Source organism: Halobellus sp. EA9 (genome assembly GCF_051195055.1).
In the GTDB taxonomy this organism is placed as follows: domain Archaea; phylum Halobacteriota; class Halobacteria; order Halobacteriales; family Haloferacaceae; genus Haloquadratum; species Haloquadratum rubicundus.
In genome coordinates this window covers 1-16,483 of the sequence record NZ_JBNTJW010000022.1, presented here as the reverse complement: position 1 = coordinate 16,483, position 16,483 = coordinate 1, and the positions used below count along the sequence as shown (strand labels likewise).

At 62.3% G+C, this 16,483-nt stretch carries 14 protein-coding genes and 2 pseudogenes; 6 read left to right on the top strand and 10 right to left on the bottom strand.

Features of this window, described 5'->3' with window-relative positions; genetic code table 11:
* Positions 1-224: 224 nt before the first annotated feature.
* Positions 225-1,994 (top strand): DNA primase, encoded by a 1,770-nt coding sequence (locus ACQUQ0_RS16915; RefSeq protein WP_435186866.1) that lies wholly within the window; start codon positions 225-227, stop codon positions 1,992-1,994.
* 143 nt (positions 1,995-2,137) lie between these two features.
* Here the strand turns inward: ACQUQ0_RS16915 and ACQUQ0_RS16910 are convergent, their stop codons facing one another.
* On the bottom strand, positions 2,138-2,632 hold the full coding sequence (locus tag ACQUQ0_RS16910; protein ID WP_435186865.1) for a hypothetical protein: 495 nt from the start codon (positions 2,630-2,632) through the stop codon (positions 2,138-2,140).
* A 99-nt stretch (positions 2,633-2,731) separates the two neighbouring features.
* Complete coding sequence (locus ACQUQ0_RS16905) at positions 2,732-3,094, bottom strand: hypothetical protein (protein WP_435186863.1); 363 nt, start codon at positions 3,092-3,094, stop codon at positions 2,732-2,734.
* Positions 3,095-3,300: 206 nt separating this feature from the next.
* Here ACQUQ0_RS16905 and ACQUQ0_RS16900 point away from each other — a divergent pair, with 206 nt between their 5' ends.
* Complete coding sequence (locus ACQUQ0_RS16900) at positions 3,301-4,392, top strand: ATP-binding protein (protein WP_435186861.1); 1,092 nt, start codon at positions 3,301-3,303, stop codon at positions 4,390-4,392.
* 31 nt (positions 4,393-4,423) lie between these two features.
* Here the strand turns inward: ACQUQ0_RS16900 and ACQUQ0_RS16895 are convergent, their stop codons facing one another.
* The 3 genes and pseudogenes from ACQUQ0_RS16895 to ACQUQ0_RS16885 all read right to left on the bottom strand — a co-directional run bounded on the left by ACQUQ0_RS16895 (position 4,424) and on the right by ACQUQ0_RS16885 (position 7,218).
* Entirely contained in the window at positions 4,424-5,164 is a 741-nt protein-coding gene (locus tag ACQUQ0_RS16895) for a DUF4367 domain-containing protein (protein WP_435186859.1), read from the bottom strand.
* Positions 5,165-5,258: 94 nt separating this feature from the next.
* Entirely contained in the window at positions 5,259-5,570 is a 312-nt protein-coding gene (locus ACQUQ0_RS16890; protein ID WP_435186857.1) for a DUF7562 family protein, read from the bottom strand.
* A pseudogene (locus ACQUQ0_RS16885) lies at positions 5,567-7,218 on the bottom strand (NADH-quinone oxidoreductase subunit D). Before ACQUQ0_RS16885 ends, ACQUQ0_RS16890 begins: the two are co-directional and overlap by 4 nt.
* A 114-nt stretch (positions 7,219-7,332) precedes the next feature.
* Between ACQUQ0_RS16885 and ACQUQ0_RS16880 the strand changes: the two are divergent.
* Positions 7,333-7,988 (top strand): annotated as a pseudogene (locus ACQUQ0_RS16880) (helix-turn-helix domain-containing protein).
* A 456-nt stretch (positions 7,989-8,444) separates the two neighbouring features.
* Positions 8,445-9,455 carry a tyrosine-type recombinase/integrase gene (locus ACQUQ0_RS16875; RefSeq protein ID WP_435186856.1) on the top strand — a complete coding sequence of 337 codons (1,011 nt, stop codon included), beginning with the start codon at positions 8,445-8,447 and terminating at the stop codon, positions 9,453-9,455.
* An 11-nt stretch (positions 9,456-9,466) separates the two neighbouring features.
* Here ACQUQ0_RS16875 and ACQUQ0_RS16870 read toward each other — a convergent pair whose 3' ends face one another.
* The gene (locus ACQUQ0_RS16870; RefSeq protein WP_435186854.1) at positions 9,467-9,997 is read right to left on the bottom strand and encodes a hypothetical protein; all 531 of its coding nucleotides are present in this window, start codon (positions 9,995-9,997) and stop codon (positions 9,467-9,469) included.
* Between the two features lie 12 nt (positions 9,998-10,009).
* On the bottom strand, positions 10,010-10,594 hold the full coding sequence (locus ACQUQ0_RS16865) for a DUF7437 domain-containing protein (protein WP_435186852.1): 585 nt from the start codon (positions 10,592-10,594) through the stop codon (positions 10,010-10,012).
* On the opposite strand from ACQUQ0_RS16865, the gene ACQUQ0_RS16860 reads away from it, so the two are divergent.
* Both ACQUQ0_RS16860 and ACQUQ0_RS16855 read left to right on the top strand, forming a co-directional pair.
* A complete protein-coding gene (locus tag ACQUQ0_RS16860; protein ID WP_435186850.1) occupies positions 10,557-12,941 on the top strand; it encodes a hypothetical protein in 2,385 nt (794 codons plus the stop codon). The two genes, ACQUQ0_RS16865 and ACQUQ0_RS16860, sit on opposite strands and share 38 nt — an antisense overlap.
* A 148-nt stretch (positions 12,942-13,089) precedes the next feature.
* Positions 13,090-14,466: a recombinase family protein gene (locus ACQUQ0_RS16855; protein ID WP_435186848.1), complete on the top strand. Its 1,377-nt coding sequence runs from the start codon at positions 13,090-13,092 to the stop codon at positions 14,464-14,466.
* On the opposite strand, the gene ACQUQ0_RS16850 is transcribed toward ACQUQ0_RS16855, so the two are convergent.
* The 3 genes from ACQUQ0_RS16850 to ACQUQ0_RS16840 form a co-directional block, all read right to left on the bottom strand.
* Positions 14,460-15,206, bottom strand: coding sequence for a hypothetical protein (locus ACQUQ0_RS16850; protein WP_435186846.1), 747 nt, complete (start codon positions 15,204-15,206; stop codon positions 14,460-14,462). The genes ACQUQ0_RS16855 and ACQUQ0_RS16850 overlap by 7 nt on opposite strands.
* Complete coding sequence (locus ACQUQ0_RS16845; RefSeq protein WP_435186845.1) at positions 15,196-15,552, bottom strand: recombinase family protein; 357 nt, start codon at positions 15,550-15,552, stop codon at positions 15,196-15,198. The genes ACQUQ0_RS16850 and ACQUQ0_RS16845 overlap by 11 nt, the downstream gene beginning before the upstream one ends.
* Positions 15,553-15,562: 10 nt before the next feature.
* Positions 15,563-16,483: IS4 family transposase (locus ACQUQ0_RS16840; protein WP_435186843.1), on the bottom strand; the 921-nt coding region annotated here is incomplete at its 5' end.

Genomic DNA, 16,483 nt, shown 5'->3' with positions numbered 1-16,483 from the left:
ATACTACATTCATCAGACACCGAGAGTGACACGCTCGCCCGAGCGAGCGCGACGCTCTCGATTATCACCATCCCACCTCATAGCCACAGCACTCTGCTCGCTGGGCCAATCCGCCGAACCGAATCCAAAGACCGTTAAATCGGGCTAAATCGGGCTAAATCGGCGGGAAGACGGGCTGAGCGAGTTCCCGGTTTAAGATGGATACGGTGCAACGACCGAGTGCAATGAACCGCAACACGTTCGCACTCGTCGCGGCGTTCGTGGTCCTCGGGATGGCCGTCGTCCCGTCGGCCGCGAGCGCGGCGACCGGACTCGCGGTCGACGTCGACCAGCGCCCCGAGACGGGCGAGGCAGTCGTCACCGTGACCGCAAACGAGAGCGCAGTCGAGAACGCGACAGTCGAAGTCACAGGAGAAAGCGCGTACGCGGGCAACGGGACGTACACGACAGGCGGCGACGGCACCGTCGTGCTCCCCGAGCCGGCCGAGACAGTCACCGTGACGATCAACGCCTCCAGCGACGGCGTCACCGCGAGCCAGCAGGTCGAACTGCGCCCCCGCGAGGACGCACTCGCCGTCTCCGCGGCGCAGAACGACGACGGCACGGCGACGATAACCGTCACGCAGTACGACCAGGCGATCGAGAACGCGACCGTCGCGGTGAGCTCCGAGACAGCCTACGACGGGAACGGGAGCTACGAGACCGACGCCGACGGCGAGGTCGCCCTGCCGAACCCGAACGAGACGGTGTCGGTGACCGTCGAGGCGAGCGCCAACGGCGCGAACGCGAGCGCGAGCGTCGAGTTGGTGCCGCTCTCGGAGTCACTCGACGTCGCCGTCGAACAGAACGACGACGGCACGGCGACCGTGACGGTCACCCAGTACGGCGAGGCCGTCGAGGGCGCCACCGTGAACGTCACCGCCGAGGAGAACTACTCCGAGGCGGGGACCTACGCCACCGACGCCAACGGCACCGTCACGCTGGACCAGCCCGAAGACGCCCAGCAGGTGACGGTGACCGCGAGCGTCGAAGGCGCGAGCGCCGAGACGACGGCCGAGCTGGCCGGCTACGCGAAGCTCGAAGTCTCGGCGGTCCAGACCGACGACGGCGTCTTCGTGCGCGTCACGCACGGCGACGACGCGGTCGAGAACGCCACCGTCGAGATCGAGGCCGACGGCGACTACTCGGGCACGGGCACGTACGCGACCGACGCCGACGGCGAGGTCGCCCTCCCGCTCCCCCAGGAGAACGTCACGATCACCGTGACCGCCAGCGCGGAGAACGAGACCGCGACGACCACGGAGCGGCTGACCGTCGAGTTCGCCCAGCAGGGGCCCTTCGGCCAGGCCGTCGCCGGGTTCGTGAGCGCGCTCCAGTCGGCCGGCTTCGACGGCCCGCCGGGACAGGTCATCTCGGACTTCGTCACCGGCAACAACCCCGGTAACGCCGACGAAGCGCCCGGGAACTCCGGCAACGCCCCCGGACAGGACGACGACAGCGAGAACGAGACGGCCGAAAACGAGACCGAAACGCCCGAAGCGACCGACGATGCCCCGGGCAACTCGGAGGACGCCCCCGGCCAGGCTGACGACGCGCCCGGCCGCTCCGGCGACGCCCCCGGACAGGACGAGAACGCGCGGAGCGGCGGTGCAGGTAACGCCGCAGACGCTCCCGGTCGGTCCGGTGACGCGCCGGGGCGCTCCGGTCAGGCCGGTCCTGACGACGACGCGGAAAACGAGACTGACGACGCGGAAAACGAGACCGACGACCGCGGCCGCGACGGCGGACCCCAGGCCGCAGATGAGGACGAGGACGGAGACGACGAAGACGAGTCCGAAGAGGCAGAGACCGAAGACGAGGAGGCCGAGGAGAACGAGTCCGAAGCCGGCGGTGGATCGTCCGGCAGTTCGGACAACGGAAACAGAAACGGAAACGGTAACGGCAAATCGGGCGGCGCGCCCGGGAATTCGGGCAACGCCCCCGGACAGAACTAACCGAGTCCCGACTGATAGTGAGTACTCTCGTCTCTTCCCGCCCAGCGCCGTCACCGGTGATGGCGTTCGGCGGTAACAGCGAGAGTAATCACTATCAGGCCACGCGGACAGCCCATAGATCGCTCACTGGTGGGTGTGTCGGTTCATTCCGCGAGGCCGCCAGCCCGCTCGTCCGCCCTCGACGGCGGAGATCGCTTGCGGTGGTAGTAGTATTCGGCGAGCGTCCGCAGTATCACCGAGCCGTAGGCCGAGCCCGCGAGGCCAACCCCGACGAACAGGAGTCCGACGGCCCCCAGCCCGGCGACGTCGCCGCCGATCCGAACGACGAGGACGTAGAACGTGCCCGGTGCGACGACGGCCACGACCGCCTCGATAGCGCGAACCGCCGTGTACGCGCGTCTGTCCGTGAGGCGGGCGATCGGGTCCTCGGCACGCAGGAGCCGGTAGACCGCGAGCAGCGCCTCGGTGCCGACCACGACGGCGAGTACCACGGGGAAAAACGCGAGGAACAGCAGGCCGTTCAGCTCCTGTCCGGGGAGGACGTCGACGAAGCTGAGCAGTCCGAACGCGACGACACAGACGACGGCCGCGAGCTTGAGCGCCTGGAGGGGCCCGGCTCGAACGAAGGTGGAGGGCATACTGTCGGGTAGCGTTGGGTATCGAATAAGCCCTCTGCCGGGCGTGGACCGCACGCGGTCACCACTCGTCTTCCGGTCGGTTGTGGACGGTGAAAGACGCTACTCGTCCGACGTGATCCCCGTGACCGCCTGGACCAACTGATTCACCGGAAAGTCCTCCTCGTAATCGAACGAGGCGAAGACCGCTTGATAGCGCTCCGACGGGAAAATGAACACGAGGATCTCGTCGAAGAACAGCGTCTGGACCCGGCACTCCTGCTCGCCGATGAGCGATTTGAAATCGTCGCTCGTGACGAGGTTCCCCATAATGAGCTGGTAGGCTTCTTCGAGCTCGACGTCCGAATAGAGGGTCTCGACGTCCTCACGCATATACTCGATCTCGAAGTCCACGTTCTGTAGGTCCGCGACGACGCGTGGCGTGTACCCCTCGAAATCCCGAACGGCCTCGGCAACGTCGGACATACGTTCACTCCCTCCTCGATGATGAAAAATCTGAGTGACGGGAGCGGTCCCGGGGCCGAGCCAATTTAGATGGGAATCCCCGCCCGCTTCGGTCTGTGAGTGTGACACGTCGATCCCGAACCGACGGTACGGCGACCGAGAGCCGTCGAGGGGTTCGAAACTGCAAGGTATATGTGGGCGAGCAATCTACAGTTTCGGACGGCCAGATGACTCTTTCACGCAGGGCGAAAGCCCGCCTGGGACTGGCCATCGTTTTCGGCGTCGCGATCGCGCTCCTCTCGTTTCACGCCCGTCACCTCCTCGGCCCGAACGAGAACGTCTGGACGTTCCTGTACGGCATTTTGATCCCGATGGGGTACTCCGCCGGCGTGCTGATCGGCGGCCTCTGGCTGTGGCGGCGGGACGTCGCGGGCGAGTACGTCCTGCGCGTCGGGATCTGGTGTGGAATCGGCGTTCTCGCGCTGGGGCTCATCGCGGCCACGACGATCCTCCACGGCCTGGCCGAAGGCGGTGCGATACACGACCCGTTGACCAACGTCGCGAATCTGGTCTCGGCCGGCGCCATCATCGGATTCGTCGTCGGGATCTACGACACCCGACAGCAGATTGCCAAGACCGAGGTCCGGCGGCTAAACAGCCAGCTCACCGTTCTCAACCGCGTCCTCCGCCACGACATCCGGAACAGCGCGAACGTCATCCTGGGATACGCCGATCTCTTCACCGAGGACGCGGTCGCCACCGAGGACGTCGCCCGGACGATCAAACGGCGCGCCGCCGACGTCGTCGCGCTGGGGGAGAAAGCCAGGGACATCGAGGGGCTGTTCAACGCCAGTGAGTTCGATCGCGAAGCCTTCGACGTCGCGGACCTCGTCACGACGTGCGCCGATCGGATCCGGCGAGACCACCCCGAATCTTCCATCGAGCTGGACCTATCGGCCGCTGAAGACCGGCGGACGGTGCACGCCCATCCGCTGCTCGAATCGGCGATCGAGAGCGTGCTCGAAAACGCGATCGAACACAACGACAAGGACGCGCCGAGGGTCCGGATCGAAGTCGAATCGACCTCCGCGTCCGCGCCCGTGGAGATCCGGATCGCCGACAACGGGCCGGGGATCTCCGGGGACGAGATCGCGACGATCGAGCGGGGGTACGAGACGCACCTCGATCACGCGAGCGGGCTCGGCCTCTGGCTCGCCCAGTGGATCGTCTCGAAATCGGACGGCGAGGTCCGGTTCGAGGCGAACGACCCCGAGGGGACCGTCGTCCGGATCCGACTCGAACAGCCCGACCGTGCGTAGACGGCCGCACGCCGCTGTGCGGAAGGCCGCTTCACACCCGATCGAAATCGCGGGCCGTTCGTCTATCGGCGACGGAGCGCGCCACGCGCACGAGGGTGTCGGCATCGACCCTGCCGCTCACGCGGTAGGTGTAGCCGTCGGCGACCCACTCGATCGCGGTCGTCCCGTTCGACCGCACGCGCCGGGCCTCGTGGGGGCCGATTTGGACCGGCGTCCCCGAGGTGTCGTTACTGACCGTCCCGAACACCGAGACGGTGATGTCGGCCTCGGCGTTCGGACGTTCGTATCGGAGCGCGGCGAACTCTGGATCTGTCGACCGGTACGAGGCCGACTCGAACTCGAACCCCTCTGGGACGGTGGGCTCCGGCACCGGGAACGTAATCGCTTCGGCCATCGCCGCCGCCGACTCGTAGGACTCGGACTGGACGCGGCGAGCGCTCTCCGGGACCTCGTCGGGACCGAGCCGAAAGATGTCCGGTTCGAGCGTCGGATTGAACGTGACGTTCCGATACGTGACGGTGTATTCGTAGCGGTCGCCGTGGGCCGTGAATTCGGTGTGTTGCTTGATCGGATAGAGGTACTCGGCGTCGAGCCAGAGCGTCTGCGACCGAAGCGACATCGCCGTCGAAGTCGGCGTCACCTCCAGGCGGTAGGTCTGCCGCCCGTCGACCGTCTCCGTGCCGGCGCAGGCGACGGTGACGTTCCCCTCGCGGTACGACGTCGACCCGTTTTCCCCCGAGTCGCCACCGCCGTCCACGGGGACGCGCGGCAACGACGATACGCCGGGGGTCACGGTCGGCCGAGAGCGACGCGGTTTCGTCGCAGTTGGAGAGGAGACGGGGGCGAGGCCCCGACCGAGGCGTCCGCTATCCCTCCGTACGGTTCGAGTCCCCGTCCTCGGCCACGAGGTCGCAGAACTGCCTGAGGAACTTCTTCCGGTCGGTGCATCCGGCGTCCGCCGCGACGAGGGCCTCTTCGAGCCCGTCCCGGTTCTGGTGGCAGCACTCGCGGTGGCAGGGCTTACAGAGATACTCGAACGCCTTGCCCTCGCGGCTCCAGCGGTCGCCGTGCTTGTCGTACTCGCGGGCGTCGCCGCGATCGAGCGTCGCGCCGCAGGCGATGCAGGTCACCCGGCGGCCGTCGTCACCCCGCCGCGGCGTCGAGATCGCCAGCGTCATCGGTCCACCTCCCCCATTATGATGTCGAGGCTCCCGAGCGTCGCGACGAGGTCTGCGACGTACTCGTCTTCGGCCATCGCCGACAGCGCCGACAGATTCGAGAACGACGGGCCGCGGATCTTGAACCGCGCGGGGGTCTCCGTGCCGTCGGCGCGGATGTAGATCCCGAGTTCGCCCTTGGCGCCCTCGACGGCCCGATAGCACTCCCCGGTCAGCTTCAGCGTCCGCGGCACGTTGGCCTGGCAGGTCCGGTCGTCCTCCGGCCAGTCCGCGAGGAGGTCGACGCACTGCTCGACGATGGTGGCCGACTCCTCGATCTCCCGCAGCCGGACGAGCACCCGGGCGAAGTTGTCGCAGCCGTCCTCGGTGACGACGTCCCAATCGAGGCGGTCGTAGTAGCCGTAGGGATCGTCGCGACGGAGGTCGTAGTCGATGCCGGAGCCGCGCGCCACCGGGCCGGTGACCCCGTACCGCTTTGCGACCGCCGGCGGGAGTTCGCCGGTGTCGACACACCGGACCTGAAAGACCTCGTTGCCCGTCAGCAGGTCGTGGTACTCCGCGAGCTTCTGCGGCAGATCGTCGGTGAAGGCGCGCACGGCTTCCAGGAAGTCGGCGCGCGGTTCGGGGAGTCCCAGGCGACGCCGCCGACCCGGAAGTAGTTGAACATCAGCCGCTGGCCGGTCAGCCCCTCCAGCAGGTCCTGGACGAGCTCTCGGTCCCGGAATCCGTATATGAAGGTGGCGTTGAATTCGCCGCTGACGTCCAGGGCGTACATCGCGGTGAAGAGGAAGTGCGAGAGGATGCGCGACAGTTCGGCGCTCATCGTTCGGACGACTCGGGCGTACTCGGGCACCTCGACGTTGGCCAGCTCCTCGATGACGCGGGCGTAGGCCCACTCGTTGAGCAAGCCCGCGCCGCCCCAGTCTCAGCGGTCGGGGTACGGCATGATCTGGTGGCGGTAGGTCTTCGACTGGCACACCTGCTCCTCGCATCGGTGGATGTAGCCGATGTCGGGCTCCACGTCGACGACCTGTTCGCCGTCCAGCCGCGCCTTCAGGTGGAGCACCCCGTGGGTAGAGGGGTGGTGCGGTCCGATGTTGAGGTGCATCGTCTCTGCCTCGACGCCCTGGCTGCGGCGGTCCTCCGCCAGCGGATTGGCGTGCTCGCGCAGCGTGACGATCTGCGGCCGGTCCTGATCGTAGTTCCGGGAGAGCGGATGACCCTGCCAGGTCTCCGGCAGGAGGATCCGGCGCAGGTCCGGGTGGTCGTCGTACTCGATGCCGACGAGGTCGTAGGCCTCCCGCTCGTGCCACTCGGCCGTCCGGTAGACCGGCGCGGCGGACTCGCTCACGGGATCGTCCGTCGGCGTCGGGACGACCACAGACAGCTCACGCGTCCGGTCGTCGTGGCTGGTGAGGTGGTAGATCGTCTCGTAGCGGTCGTCGTACTCCTAGGCGGTCACACACGAGCAGTGGTCGAACCCCGCTCGCGAGCGGAGCGTCGACAGGACCGACCGGACGCGGTCGGCCCGGACGATGACGGCGGGGGCGTTCTCGTGTGACTCGCGGCCGACGACGGCGTCGTCGGGGAAGGCGTCGATCGCTTCGGCCGGGAGCGGGAGGGCGGTCGGGCGGTCGTACCGTTGCATCGTTCACACAGGACCGTACCGGCGGAAGTCCAGTAGGCACGCTGCCTCACCTGTGGTGTGATATAAGTGCCCGCGGTCCGTGACAGTTTACTTATACACCCACGAAGACTGTGTATGCGGTACCTCACGGTGTTGCTCGAACCCACCGACGGCGGTGCGTTCCATCCCCTCGGGAACGAACTGACTGCGGAGCCGTCTATCGAACGACGGGTCATCCACCGCGTCGAACTCCTCGCCGACGATACCGTGTTGCTGTTGGCCGAGGCGAGCGGTAGCCAGGAGCGCTACGAGGAGATCATATCGGCGTCGCCGTACGTGATCGAGTACCTCACCGCCGGCGGCGACCGGTGGCTGGCGGTGAGCCAGTTCGAGCCGACAGAGACGGTCCGCCGGGCGCTGGCGCTCCAGCGCGACTCGTTTCTGATGATCGAGACGCCGATACGCTTCACGGCCGAGGACAACCTCAAGATCACGTACCTCGGCACCGAGGAGACGTTCGGGCGCCTGTCCGAGTACGCCGACGAGATGGACTCCGTACCGTCGAGATCCTCAGTATGGGCGAGTACGAGGCGGGCGACTCACCCTTCGGCCGGATGCTCACCGCGCGACAGGAGGAGGTGCTCGAAGCGGCCGTCGACTTGGGATACTACAGCGAACCGCGTCGGGCGTCGCTCGAAAACGTCGGCGCGGCCGTCGGGGTCTCTCCCGGCACGGTCGGCGAACACCTCCGGAAGGTCGAAGCGCGCGTCTTCCGGGAGATGGTCCGATGACGGTTCCCGGTGGCCGTTGGTCCGTCTTATATCGGATCTTGACAGCTACGAGAGGGTGATCCGCAGTTCGTATTCGTTCGTGACCCCGAGGAGGATCTGCGGGAGTTCGGACCGAAATCGATCTCTGTTCAGTCGGTGGAGGGACCGGACACGCCGAACGCCCCGATAGTTTTCCAAATAATGTGGTACAGCCACCGACTCGAACGCCTCGAATCCGTCATCGAAACCGTCGCGGAGTATCCGGACACGGGGTTCGCCACTCTCGACTCGGTTTCCGATCGCTTCTGAGGTACGATTCGGATTGGAAGCGATTCTAGTCGGTACGTAATGGGCGCTGCAGGCTCCGGTTCGACCGTCGAACGGAGCCACCTCTCGCCGGGTCAAGGACCCGAAATCCGGCGATCTGAGAGTAGCCGTCAGACCGTGATTCGCTACCCAAACAAGGGAAGCGAATCTATGAGTCTGGAACCAATCGACCCAGAAACTGCACTCGAACTGTACCTCGCAGACAAAGAAAACGACCTCGCTGAGGCTTCGTTGAAGGCTCACAAGTACCGGCTCAACCACTTCCTTCGATGGTGCGAGCAAGAAAAGATCGAGAACCTCAACACGCTCACCGGACGGCAGCTTCACCAGTACCGGCTCTGGCGACGTGACGAGGGCGACCTCGCGCCAGTCACCGAGAAGACGCAGATGGACACACTGCGCGTGTTCATCCGGTGGCTCGAGAGCGTCGATGGCGTCGAACAGGATCTCAGCGAGAAGGTGCTGTCACCATCAATTACGCCAGAGCAGAATACGCGCCACGAAACGCTGGAGACCAAACGAGCGGAGAAAGTGCTCGCCCACCTCGAAAAATACGAGTACGGGACGATCGAGCACGTGACCATCGCGTTAATGTGGCATACGATGATGCGGATCGGCGGTGTCCACGCCCTCGATGTTGACGATTACCACCCTGATGAGCAATATCTCGAAGTCCGTCACCGCCCGGATCAGGGGACGCCGATCAAGAATAAAGGAGACGGCGAACGCTTGGTCGCCCTTTCTGACCAGATCTGCGATCTGCTGGACGACTGGATCGCCGACAAGCGTCCCGACGTCACCGACGATGATGGGCGCGACCCTCTCCTGACAACCGTTCAGGGGCGAGCGAGCAAGTCCACGCTACGGTTTTATGTATATAAGTGGACGCAACCGTGCCGGTACGACGGCGAATGCCCGCACGACCGTGACCCTATGAACTGCGAAGCCCGGCCACGGAATCACACGTCGAAGTGTCCCGACTCACTGAATCCGCACGCAATCCGACGGGGGAGTATCACACACAGTCTGAATAACGACATGCCGGACAAGGTCGTAAGTGATCGGGCCAACGTTAGTCCAGAGGTCATTGAGCAGCATTACGACCGCCGGTCAGAACGCGAGAAGATGGAACAGCGGAGGGACTATCTGGACGACCTATAACGAACTCCGGTTCAGGTAATCTTCTCGACCAACTCGAATCCATTCTTGAACTGAACGCGACCGTCGAACCCATTTCGTGAGAGGGCGGAGACGATACCCTCGCCAGCATCGATGTCGGTCGTCACGGCGCATACGAATTCCGCGTCGCCCGCCTCGAGACGTTCTGTTCCAACTGCTGCGAGTGCAGTATCTGCTTTCTCGATCTGATCCTCCCGTCGGTTTGACGACTGCGCGATGTACGTCCGTACATCGTCCATCACCTTCGATACGGTACTGCTCGTGTAGTCCGGTTCGTCAGCGACCGTTACCCACCCCGCATCGATCGCGCTATTGATCGGAGTTTGGCCCGGTGTACTTCGATCCGGAGCGCCACCGAGTTCGTCGTACACGCGCTGCGGAATCACGAACGTGAGGTCGTTTCGCTTGGCGAACTGCTCCAGTGCGGCGTACTTGTTGTTCTGCTGGCGGCCACAGGCGACGAACAGCCCGGTATCCGCGACCCAGACGACATCCTCCTGCATCGGATCGAATGACCCACTCATCGCTACTGCCCGTCAGTCCTCTGTCTCGGGCGGTTGCTCGCGGGCACTCCGAATGTCCTCGAAGTATGGATCGACCGACTTCATGTCGAGGACGACCTCACGGAGGGCCTGCAAGACAGCGATAGCGAAGGCGTGCTGGAGATCGAGTTCCCGGGCAGCTACCCGCTCCGACATCTCGCCCTCGGCGTATGGGATTGCGTACGTGAGCGCGGCCGCGAGTTTTCCCATGCCGTGCTTTTCGAGCAGGAGGTCCAGATTCTGGTCCTGGGGGGAGCGTCCGAATGCCTCGATGAGGGTTGGCGTGACTGTGTATTCGTCGCCGTCGAGGTTGGCAGTGAGGGTGATCGGAATCGCCGAATACGTGTGCGTCTTCTGTTCCTCGTCTCGCGTCAGCACTCCAAGCTCGACGAGCGTGCCCGTGTCTGAGTACGCTGTCGTCCGTGGCATCTCCAGTGTGTCAACGATGTCGTCAATGGTGACCTTGCCCTCGCGGAGGACGAACGTGTAGAGTCGCGCCAGCCGTGGCTCCTCCAAGAGCTGGGCGACCGACAGGAGGCCATTGATTGCCCGCTCGGGATCTCCAGCGGCTTTCGACATACAATTCATGATTCGTGTATTGGGTAATAACGCTTGGGGAGCCCCGCGTTCAGAGCTTCCAATGTCTTCACCCGGTCTACAATTTTATTATTCGGTCCGTGCTAACGATGAACACTGTGTGACCGACGACACGCAAACAACCTTCGGCAAACAGGATGTCGAAGAGGGAATCGCGGGAGAGTGGGAACTTGTCCGTAGCTGGCAGTCGTTTCTGAACTTCTTCGAAGACGCTGTCTACATCGACGCGATCACGTACTGCGAGTCGCCTGGGCTGATTCGTGACCTCTTCCGAGAGTCTAGTGAGATCCCCACGGTCGTTGAGTCTCTCGACATCCTGATCGGGAATCGGAGCGAGTACCGGACGGCACTCGACGATGTCGATACTGCTCATCGACTATCCGAACTCTACCGGGAGGGGAAGCTGACGATCCGCCTCAAGAACAGACGAGTGGTTCACTCTAAGCTATACCGGATCGTCAAGCCGGATGGGGTCGTCCTGCTGCATGGTAGCGCGAACTTCTCGTACAACGCCTGGAAGAACCAGTCGAACAGCTTCACCGTATGGCGGACTCACGAAGGGTCGAAGAAGGACGAGGGTTTCCTTGACCTCATCGAGGAACACCGCGAGGCGTACGGGCACGAGATCTTCCTTGAAGAGTTCACCGCCGAGCAACTGGAGCCTGCCGAAGACGAGGAAGAGGAACGACGTCGCCTAGAACTGTGGCTCGATGACCGGATGGACGAACTCAGCGATCGGGCACGCATCCACACCGAAACCGAAGACGAACTCGAACAACTGGGCGAAGCCATCGACGAGACGGTCGCTGTGACCGACGGCTCTGACGAGGCGGACGAGACTATCGATTCCGAAGACATTCCGCCCGCCCTCCGCGATGCGACGCTCTCCGTCCAGTCACCAACCGACTCTTCAGGGAGTGAGTCCGCTGGGTCACCTGACTCAGAAGTATCTGGAGGTGGAAACGCGGACGGCGGGGGAGAAGATGCTGCTGCCGGGGAGGGAGAGCCATTAGTTCCGGAGGCCGCTTCACCGACAGTCCTCACTGAGGGCTATCAGCTGACGCTCCCCACGGAGGCAGTCTCGGATAGCAGCTACGCGAACGCGCTGGCGGCCGACTTCGAGACTCGAGGGGGCACGCGAACGCAGACCGGCGTGACGACGCCGATTGCGGCGTACTCGGAGTTCTACAAGACGGAGTACGACGAGGAACTCATGTATCTCCGCCCGGATGACAACGCCATCCACGTCCAGTGCGGCGACAAGCACAAGCAAGTCGTCGCGCAGAACCCGGCAGATGCGGGGACGCTGAACGCCTGTCTCGACCACCTCGAACGGTACATCACGACGGTCGATCGCTGGGGATACAACACGACCACCCAGACCGCCGTGAAGGCGCACATGTACGAAGCGCTCCTGTTCGGCATGTGGGCCCCGTTCGTGAACCTCTACGCCGAGGCACTCAACGGCCCGGCGACGCGCCTCGATAACGACCTGCCGTACCTCTACATCTCCGGGCCGAGCGACGCCGGCAAGGACATCACGACAGAGGTCATCGCCCGCCTCATCACGGACGGCCTCGTCACCGACGCCGGCGCGGACGCCGACCAGATCGGCACGAAGGATATCCGTCAGCTCCGCGAGATCAACACGCCGTTCCCATTCATCGTCAACGACATCGAGAAAGACAAGATCAGACAGATCAGCGCGTTCCGGAACTTCTGGAAAGACTGGCAGCCGTCCCAGGACATCTCATACCCGACGATCATCCTGACGAGCAACGACACCCGCCCGAAGGACTGGTTCCGAAACCGGGCACGTATGCTTCACTTTGACGTCGTGTTCCCGAGCAACTCCGAGGAGGAGAATTACTACGACGCCAAGGAAGACCTGGAGAGCATCCTGACCCAGCACAACCCCATCTTCCGGTTCGTCTCTCGTCGTCTTCTCGAATCGGAACGGTACGCGGACGGCGACGGGACAGTCAAGCACGTTCGAGAGATCATGCTGGATATCTACGATGACGCGGACCGTCCTGTCCCGGAGTATTTCCCGCGGAAACCCGCGAGCCGAGAGTACAATGTCGGAAAGCGGAAGTGGAACAATGCGATCGAGCGCGGCGACGTCGAGTTCGAAGAGCAGAACGACCAGCTCATCGCCGAGTTCGACGCCGAGTCGAGCGAAGTCTACAGCTTCCGGAAAACGCTTGACCCCAAGTGCAAACCGGAGAAAGTCGGCCGCCGCATCATCATCAAGAACCCGGAGCACTTCCGAAACTGGGTCGAGACCGACCTCGAATCGTCCTCCTGGCTCCCGGGGTGGTTCCGATAACGCGTCCGTTGACACAGTACGACAGGTATCCCTGAGCAGTCCGGGGGCACTATAAGTGCCCTGTATAACGCAGACCGTCCCACTTCTGCCCGTTTTATAACGGCCAGAACCTCGGGCGCCCGCCCGCTGTTCAAAGGAGGTGCTAAGCATGCGGCGGTCTGAGGAAATGCACGGCCTCAGGTGGGTGCTCCAAGGTCGAGTTAGCAGCTCCTCACAGGCCGATAACACGAGCACCGAGAAGCAGCTCGAAAACCTCAAAGATGAGGTCGAAAAGACGGACGGTGAAATTGTGAGGACATACGATCTGACGGAGTCGGCCGCCTCAATGGACCGGGACTCGTTGGAAGAAATCGCAGAACTCGCGGAGGAAGATAAGTTCGATGTCCTCGGCGTCTGGAAGCTCGACCGGTTGACCCGCGCGAGTCCATGGGAGACCATCCGCTATCTGGATCGGCTCAGAAAAGCAGGGGTCACCCTGTACGCACACACGCACGGATACTTCGAATGGGACGACCTCTACGACTTCGAGATGTTGGCTCGACGCGTCGTCTTCGCGCGGGAATGGTATCAGCGCATCATCGAAAACGGCCGCGAAGGGCAACTAAAAGACCTTGAGGCAGGTAAATGGCCGTTCGGTGACCCACCATACGGATACGAAACGAATGACGACAAGGAGATCCGCCTAACCGACAAAGGTGAAGAGGTCATTCGAGCCATCGTCGAACACTACCTCGATTACGAAGACATGGAGGATGTTGAGGGGGAGATCAACGACCGATACGATGAAGATGTGACCGAGGCGCAAATAAGTAACATCCTCCAGAACCAAATCATAATAGGAAATCTAACACTTAAGGACACCGTCGTCGCCCGAGAAGAAAAACTCCGGGTCATCGACGATGAAACATTCGAAGAAGTCCAGGAAATCCGGGAAGAGAACTCGTCGTCGTCATCAGACACTAGAAATGTCCCCGAACAGATTGATCGAGTAGCGAATCGATTCGGGGTCCAATTCATCCTCAGCATCCTTGACAGCGTTGGAGTTCAGTGCCGAAAGTGCGGCAGTGATCTCAAGCCGAATGGTACGACCCAACGGTGGGGGACTACCGTGCGAAAGTACAAGTGCACGAACGAAGAGTGCGGTTACGAAGGCCCCCTCCTCAAGCAGGCAGAATTTGAGGAGATTCACCAGACTCTCCCGCTCCGGTGTCCCTACTGCCCCGGAACGGAGCGATTCACGGTAGAGCGACGTGACGGCGGCTTCTGGAAGTACCTCTACAAGTGCGAGAACTGCGGGAAGACCATGGGGTCAGACGTATCACCCAGCAAGATCAAGCGGGCCATGGAGAACCCGCGATTCGCATTCAAATGGGATGGGAAAACTGATTCTCCCCAAGCCGACGAGGAGGACGACGACGTTGACACCGCCGAAGAGTCCGATAGCGATACTGACGAGCAAGACGACGGCGACAACGATGACGATGACGGGGATGGAAGGTCGCAAGAAACATTCGACGACTACTGATTCCGCAGGTCGTCAACACGCTGCCAGATTGTCTCCTTGGTGAGGCGCGTAGCCTGCGCCGCCTCCTTCATCGTTACAGGATTGTCCGAGTCCTGGGCGGTCAGATACAGCGCTCCAGCCGCGATACCAGCGGGGTCGCCAGCTAAACGTACCCCGTCCAGCATGTCCTGTGCGCGGTCAGACACCGTCGTCGGTAGCTGGAGATCAGCGGATAAATATGGAACGTAGTTGGAAGGCTGAGGTGCAGTGAGGGTCACGTCCTGATCAGAAACAATGTTCTGTCGTAGTGACGTGATTTCACTCGTCGTCGTGTCAACAATATCAGCGACGACTCCAATCGGGCGCGGCTTATCACATACACGGAACGCGATATATAGACACGTTCCAACGGTCGCTTCAACACTACGGCCGGCCGTGAGTCGGTTCTCCCAGGCGTCTGTCGCCAACTCCGCGGCGTACACTCGTTCGTCGGGATTAGCAGCGAGATCGTCGCCCGCCTGATCAAGCGAGGAAAGAAGCTCAACGAGCAACTCGTCACTGGAGTCCTTCACATCTACGGTCTCCACCCAGCCTATCGGCTCCCGCTGGGAGCTATCGCTGTTTGTTGGCTGCTCAGCTGCTGCCACTTCCTCTGACTCTTCTTCCGCAGTGTCGAGGCGTCCGCAGTCTTCGCAGACAGGAACCGATTGAGGTCCTCTTTCGGTGAGATTCCCCCCACAGAAGCCGCAGTTAGAAGTCATCGTCACCCCGCTGTTCGAATCCAGATTTATACGATGATAGAATTCTATCAGCCTTCGACTGCTTTCGACCGGCGCTCATCTCGCTCTGTGAATCCCGGAACCGATATCGTATATCCTCAACAGCCTCAAATAACTCGTCGCTCATAAGTCGATATTCTGAGACAGATTCCCCATACCCCGCCACCTCGTAGTCTCCAACGTACAGGTCATTACTCAGAATTGTCTTCACCGACTGTCGGCACCACTCCTCACCGTTCTCAGCCGCTACTCCCTGCCGGTTCAATTCAGCAGCAACCTGCGGCATCGATTTTATCTCTAAATAGAGACGGAAAATATGGCGGACCATTCGTCTTTAGCTAAGACTCACACCTCGGTTGTGTATAGGTAGCGAGCGTTTCTTGTAAGATTGGTCGTTGTTGGTGGATCTTCTGAGCGTCCTCAATCAGCCGCTCCAGCAACGGCGGTGGCGAGTAGCCGAGGTACCCTCCGAGTTCGTGGAGGATGAGCTGGGCGTGCGACCGGAAGGTCGCCGCCCAGCGTTCCGGCGGAAACACGATCTCGTCGTCAGCCTGCTCGGTGACCAGATCCAACAGCTCACGACTCACCAGCAGTGACAGCAACGCCGCATACAGCAGAATTTTCACGACATCCGGGTCGCTTGTGTTGAACTCGTCCAACTCATACTGCGTCTTCAGTTCACGAAACAGTGTTTCTACCTCCCATCGACACCGATACAGCGTTGCTAGATCTGCCGGGAGAAACTCGTCTCGCGGCAGGTTTGTGATGTACAGATGATAGTCGTCGGCGTCCTCGTCGCGGACGCCGACGACGCGGAACCGCTTCGTGTCCAGCGAGCGCGTCCCTTCGTACTGGCCTCGCTTGAACTCCGCCTCGACTTCTACGTCGATGTACTTCCGCGAGAGATCCTCGACCACGTCTTGGATCTGCTTGCCCTCCAAGGGAATGGCGCGGCCGCGCCATTCCCGTAATTCTGCCGTTATCACCGGGTTCGCGCTCTCTTTCAGCCGACTCACGAAGTAGCCGTCGTTCTCGTCGATCAACGCGAAGCGGCGGTACTTGAAGTACGCCAGATCGAGCAAAACCAGCCGTCCTTGCAGCCACGAACCCGTTTTGAACAACGTGCTGTCGTGCGTTTTCTCGTCAGTCACGTCGATCCGTTCAATCGTCTCGTCGGTGGCATTGTGGAGCAGGTGGAGCTTCGCTCCAGCCTGCTCCTCGTGACGGGCTTGGAACTCATCAGAGAGAAACTCGTGCAA

Excerpts from the sequence above, each read along its gene's own strand:
- ACQUQ0_RS16900 (WP_435186861.1), top strand. The coding sequence starts at position 3,301 with ATGACTCTTTCACGCAGGGCGAAAGCCCGCCTGGGACTGGCCATCGTT.
- ACQUQ0_RS16905 (WP_435186863.1), bottom strand. The coding sequence starts at position 3,094 with ATGTCCGACGTTGCCGAGGCCGTTCGGGATTTCGAGGGGTACACGCCA.
- ACQUQ0_RS16865 (WP_435186852.1), bottom strand. The coding sequence starts at position 10,594 with ATGTCGAAAGCCGCTGGAGATCCCGAGCGGGCAATCAATGGCCTCCTG.
- ACQUQ0_RS16855 (WP_435186848.1), top strand. The coding sequence starts at position 13,090 with ATGCGGCGGTCTGAGGAAATGCACGGCCTCAGGTGGGTGCTCCAAGGT.
- ACQUQ0_RS16850 (WP_435186846.1), bottom strand. The coding sequence starts at position 15,206 with ATGACTTCTAACTGCGGCTTCTGTGGGGGGAATCTCACCGAAAGAGGA.
- ACQUQ0_RS16915 (WP_435186866.1), top strand. The coding sequence starts at position 225 with ATGAACCGCAACACGTTCGCACTCGTCGCGGCGTTCGTGGTCCTCGGG.
- ACQUQ0_RS16875 (WP_435186856.1), top strand. The coding sequence starts at position 8,445 with ATGAGTCTGGAACCAATCGACCCAGAAACTGCACTCGAACTGTACCTC.
- ACQUQ0_RS16845 (WP_435186845.1), bottom strand. The coding sequence starts at position 15,552 with ATGGTCCGCCATATTTTCCGTCTCTATTTAGAGATAAAATCGATGCCG.
- ACQUQ0_RS16870 (WP_435186854.1), bottom strand. The coding sequence starts at position 9,997 with ATGAGTGGGTCATTCGATCCGATGCAGGAGGATGTCGTCTGGGTCGCG.
- ACQUQ0_RS16910 (WP_435186865.1), bottom strand. The coding sequence starts at position 2,632 with ATGCCCTCCACCTTCGTTCGAGCCGGGCCCCTCCAGGCGCTCAAGCTC.
- ACQUQ0_RS16890 (WP_435186857.1), bottom strand. The coding sequence starts at position 5,570 with ATGACGCTGGCGATCTCGACGCCGCGGCGGGGTGACGACGGCCGCCGG.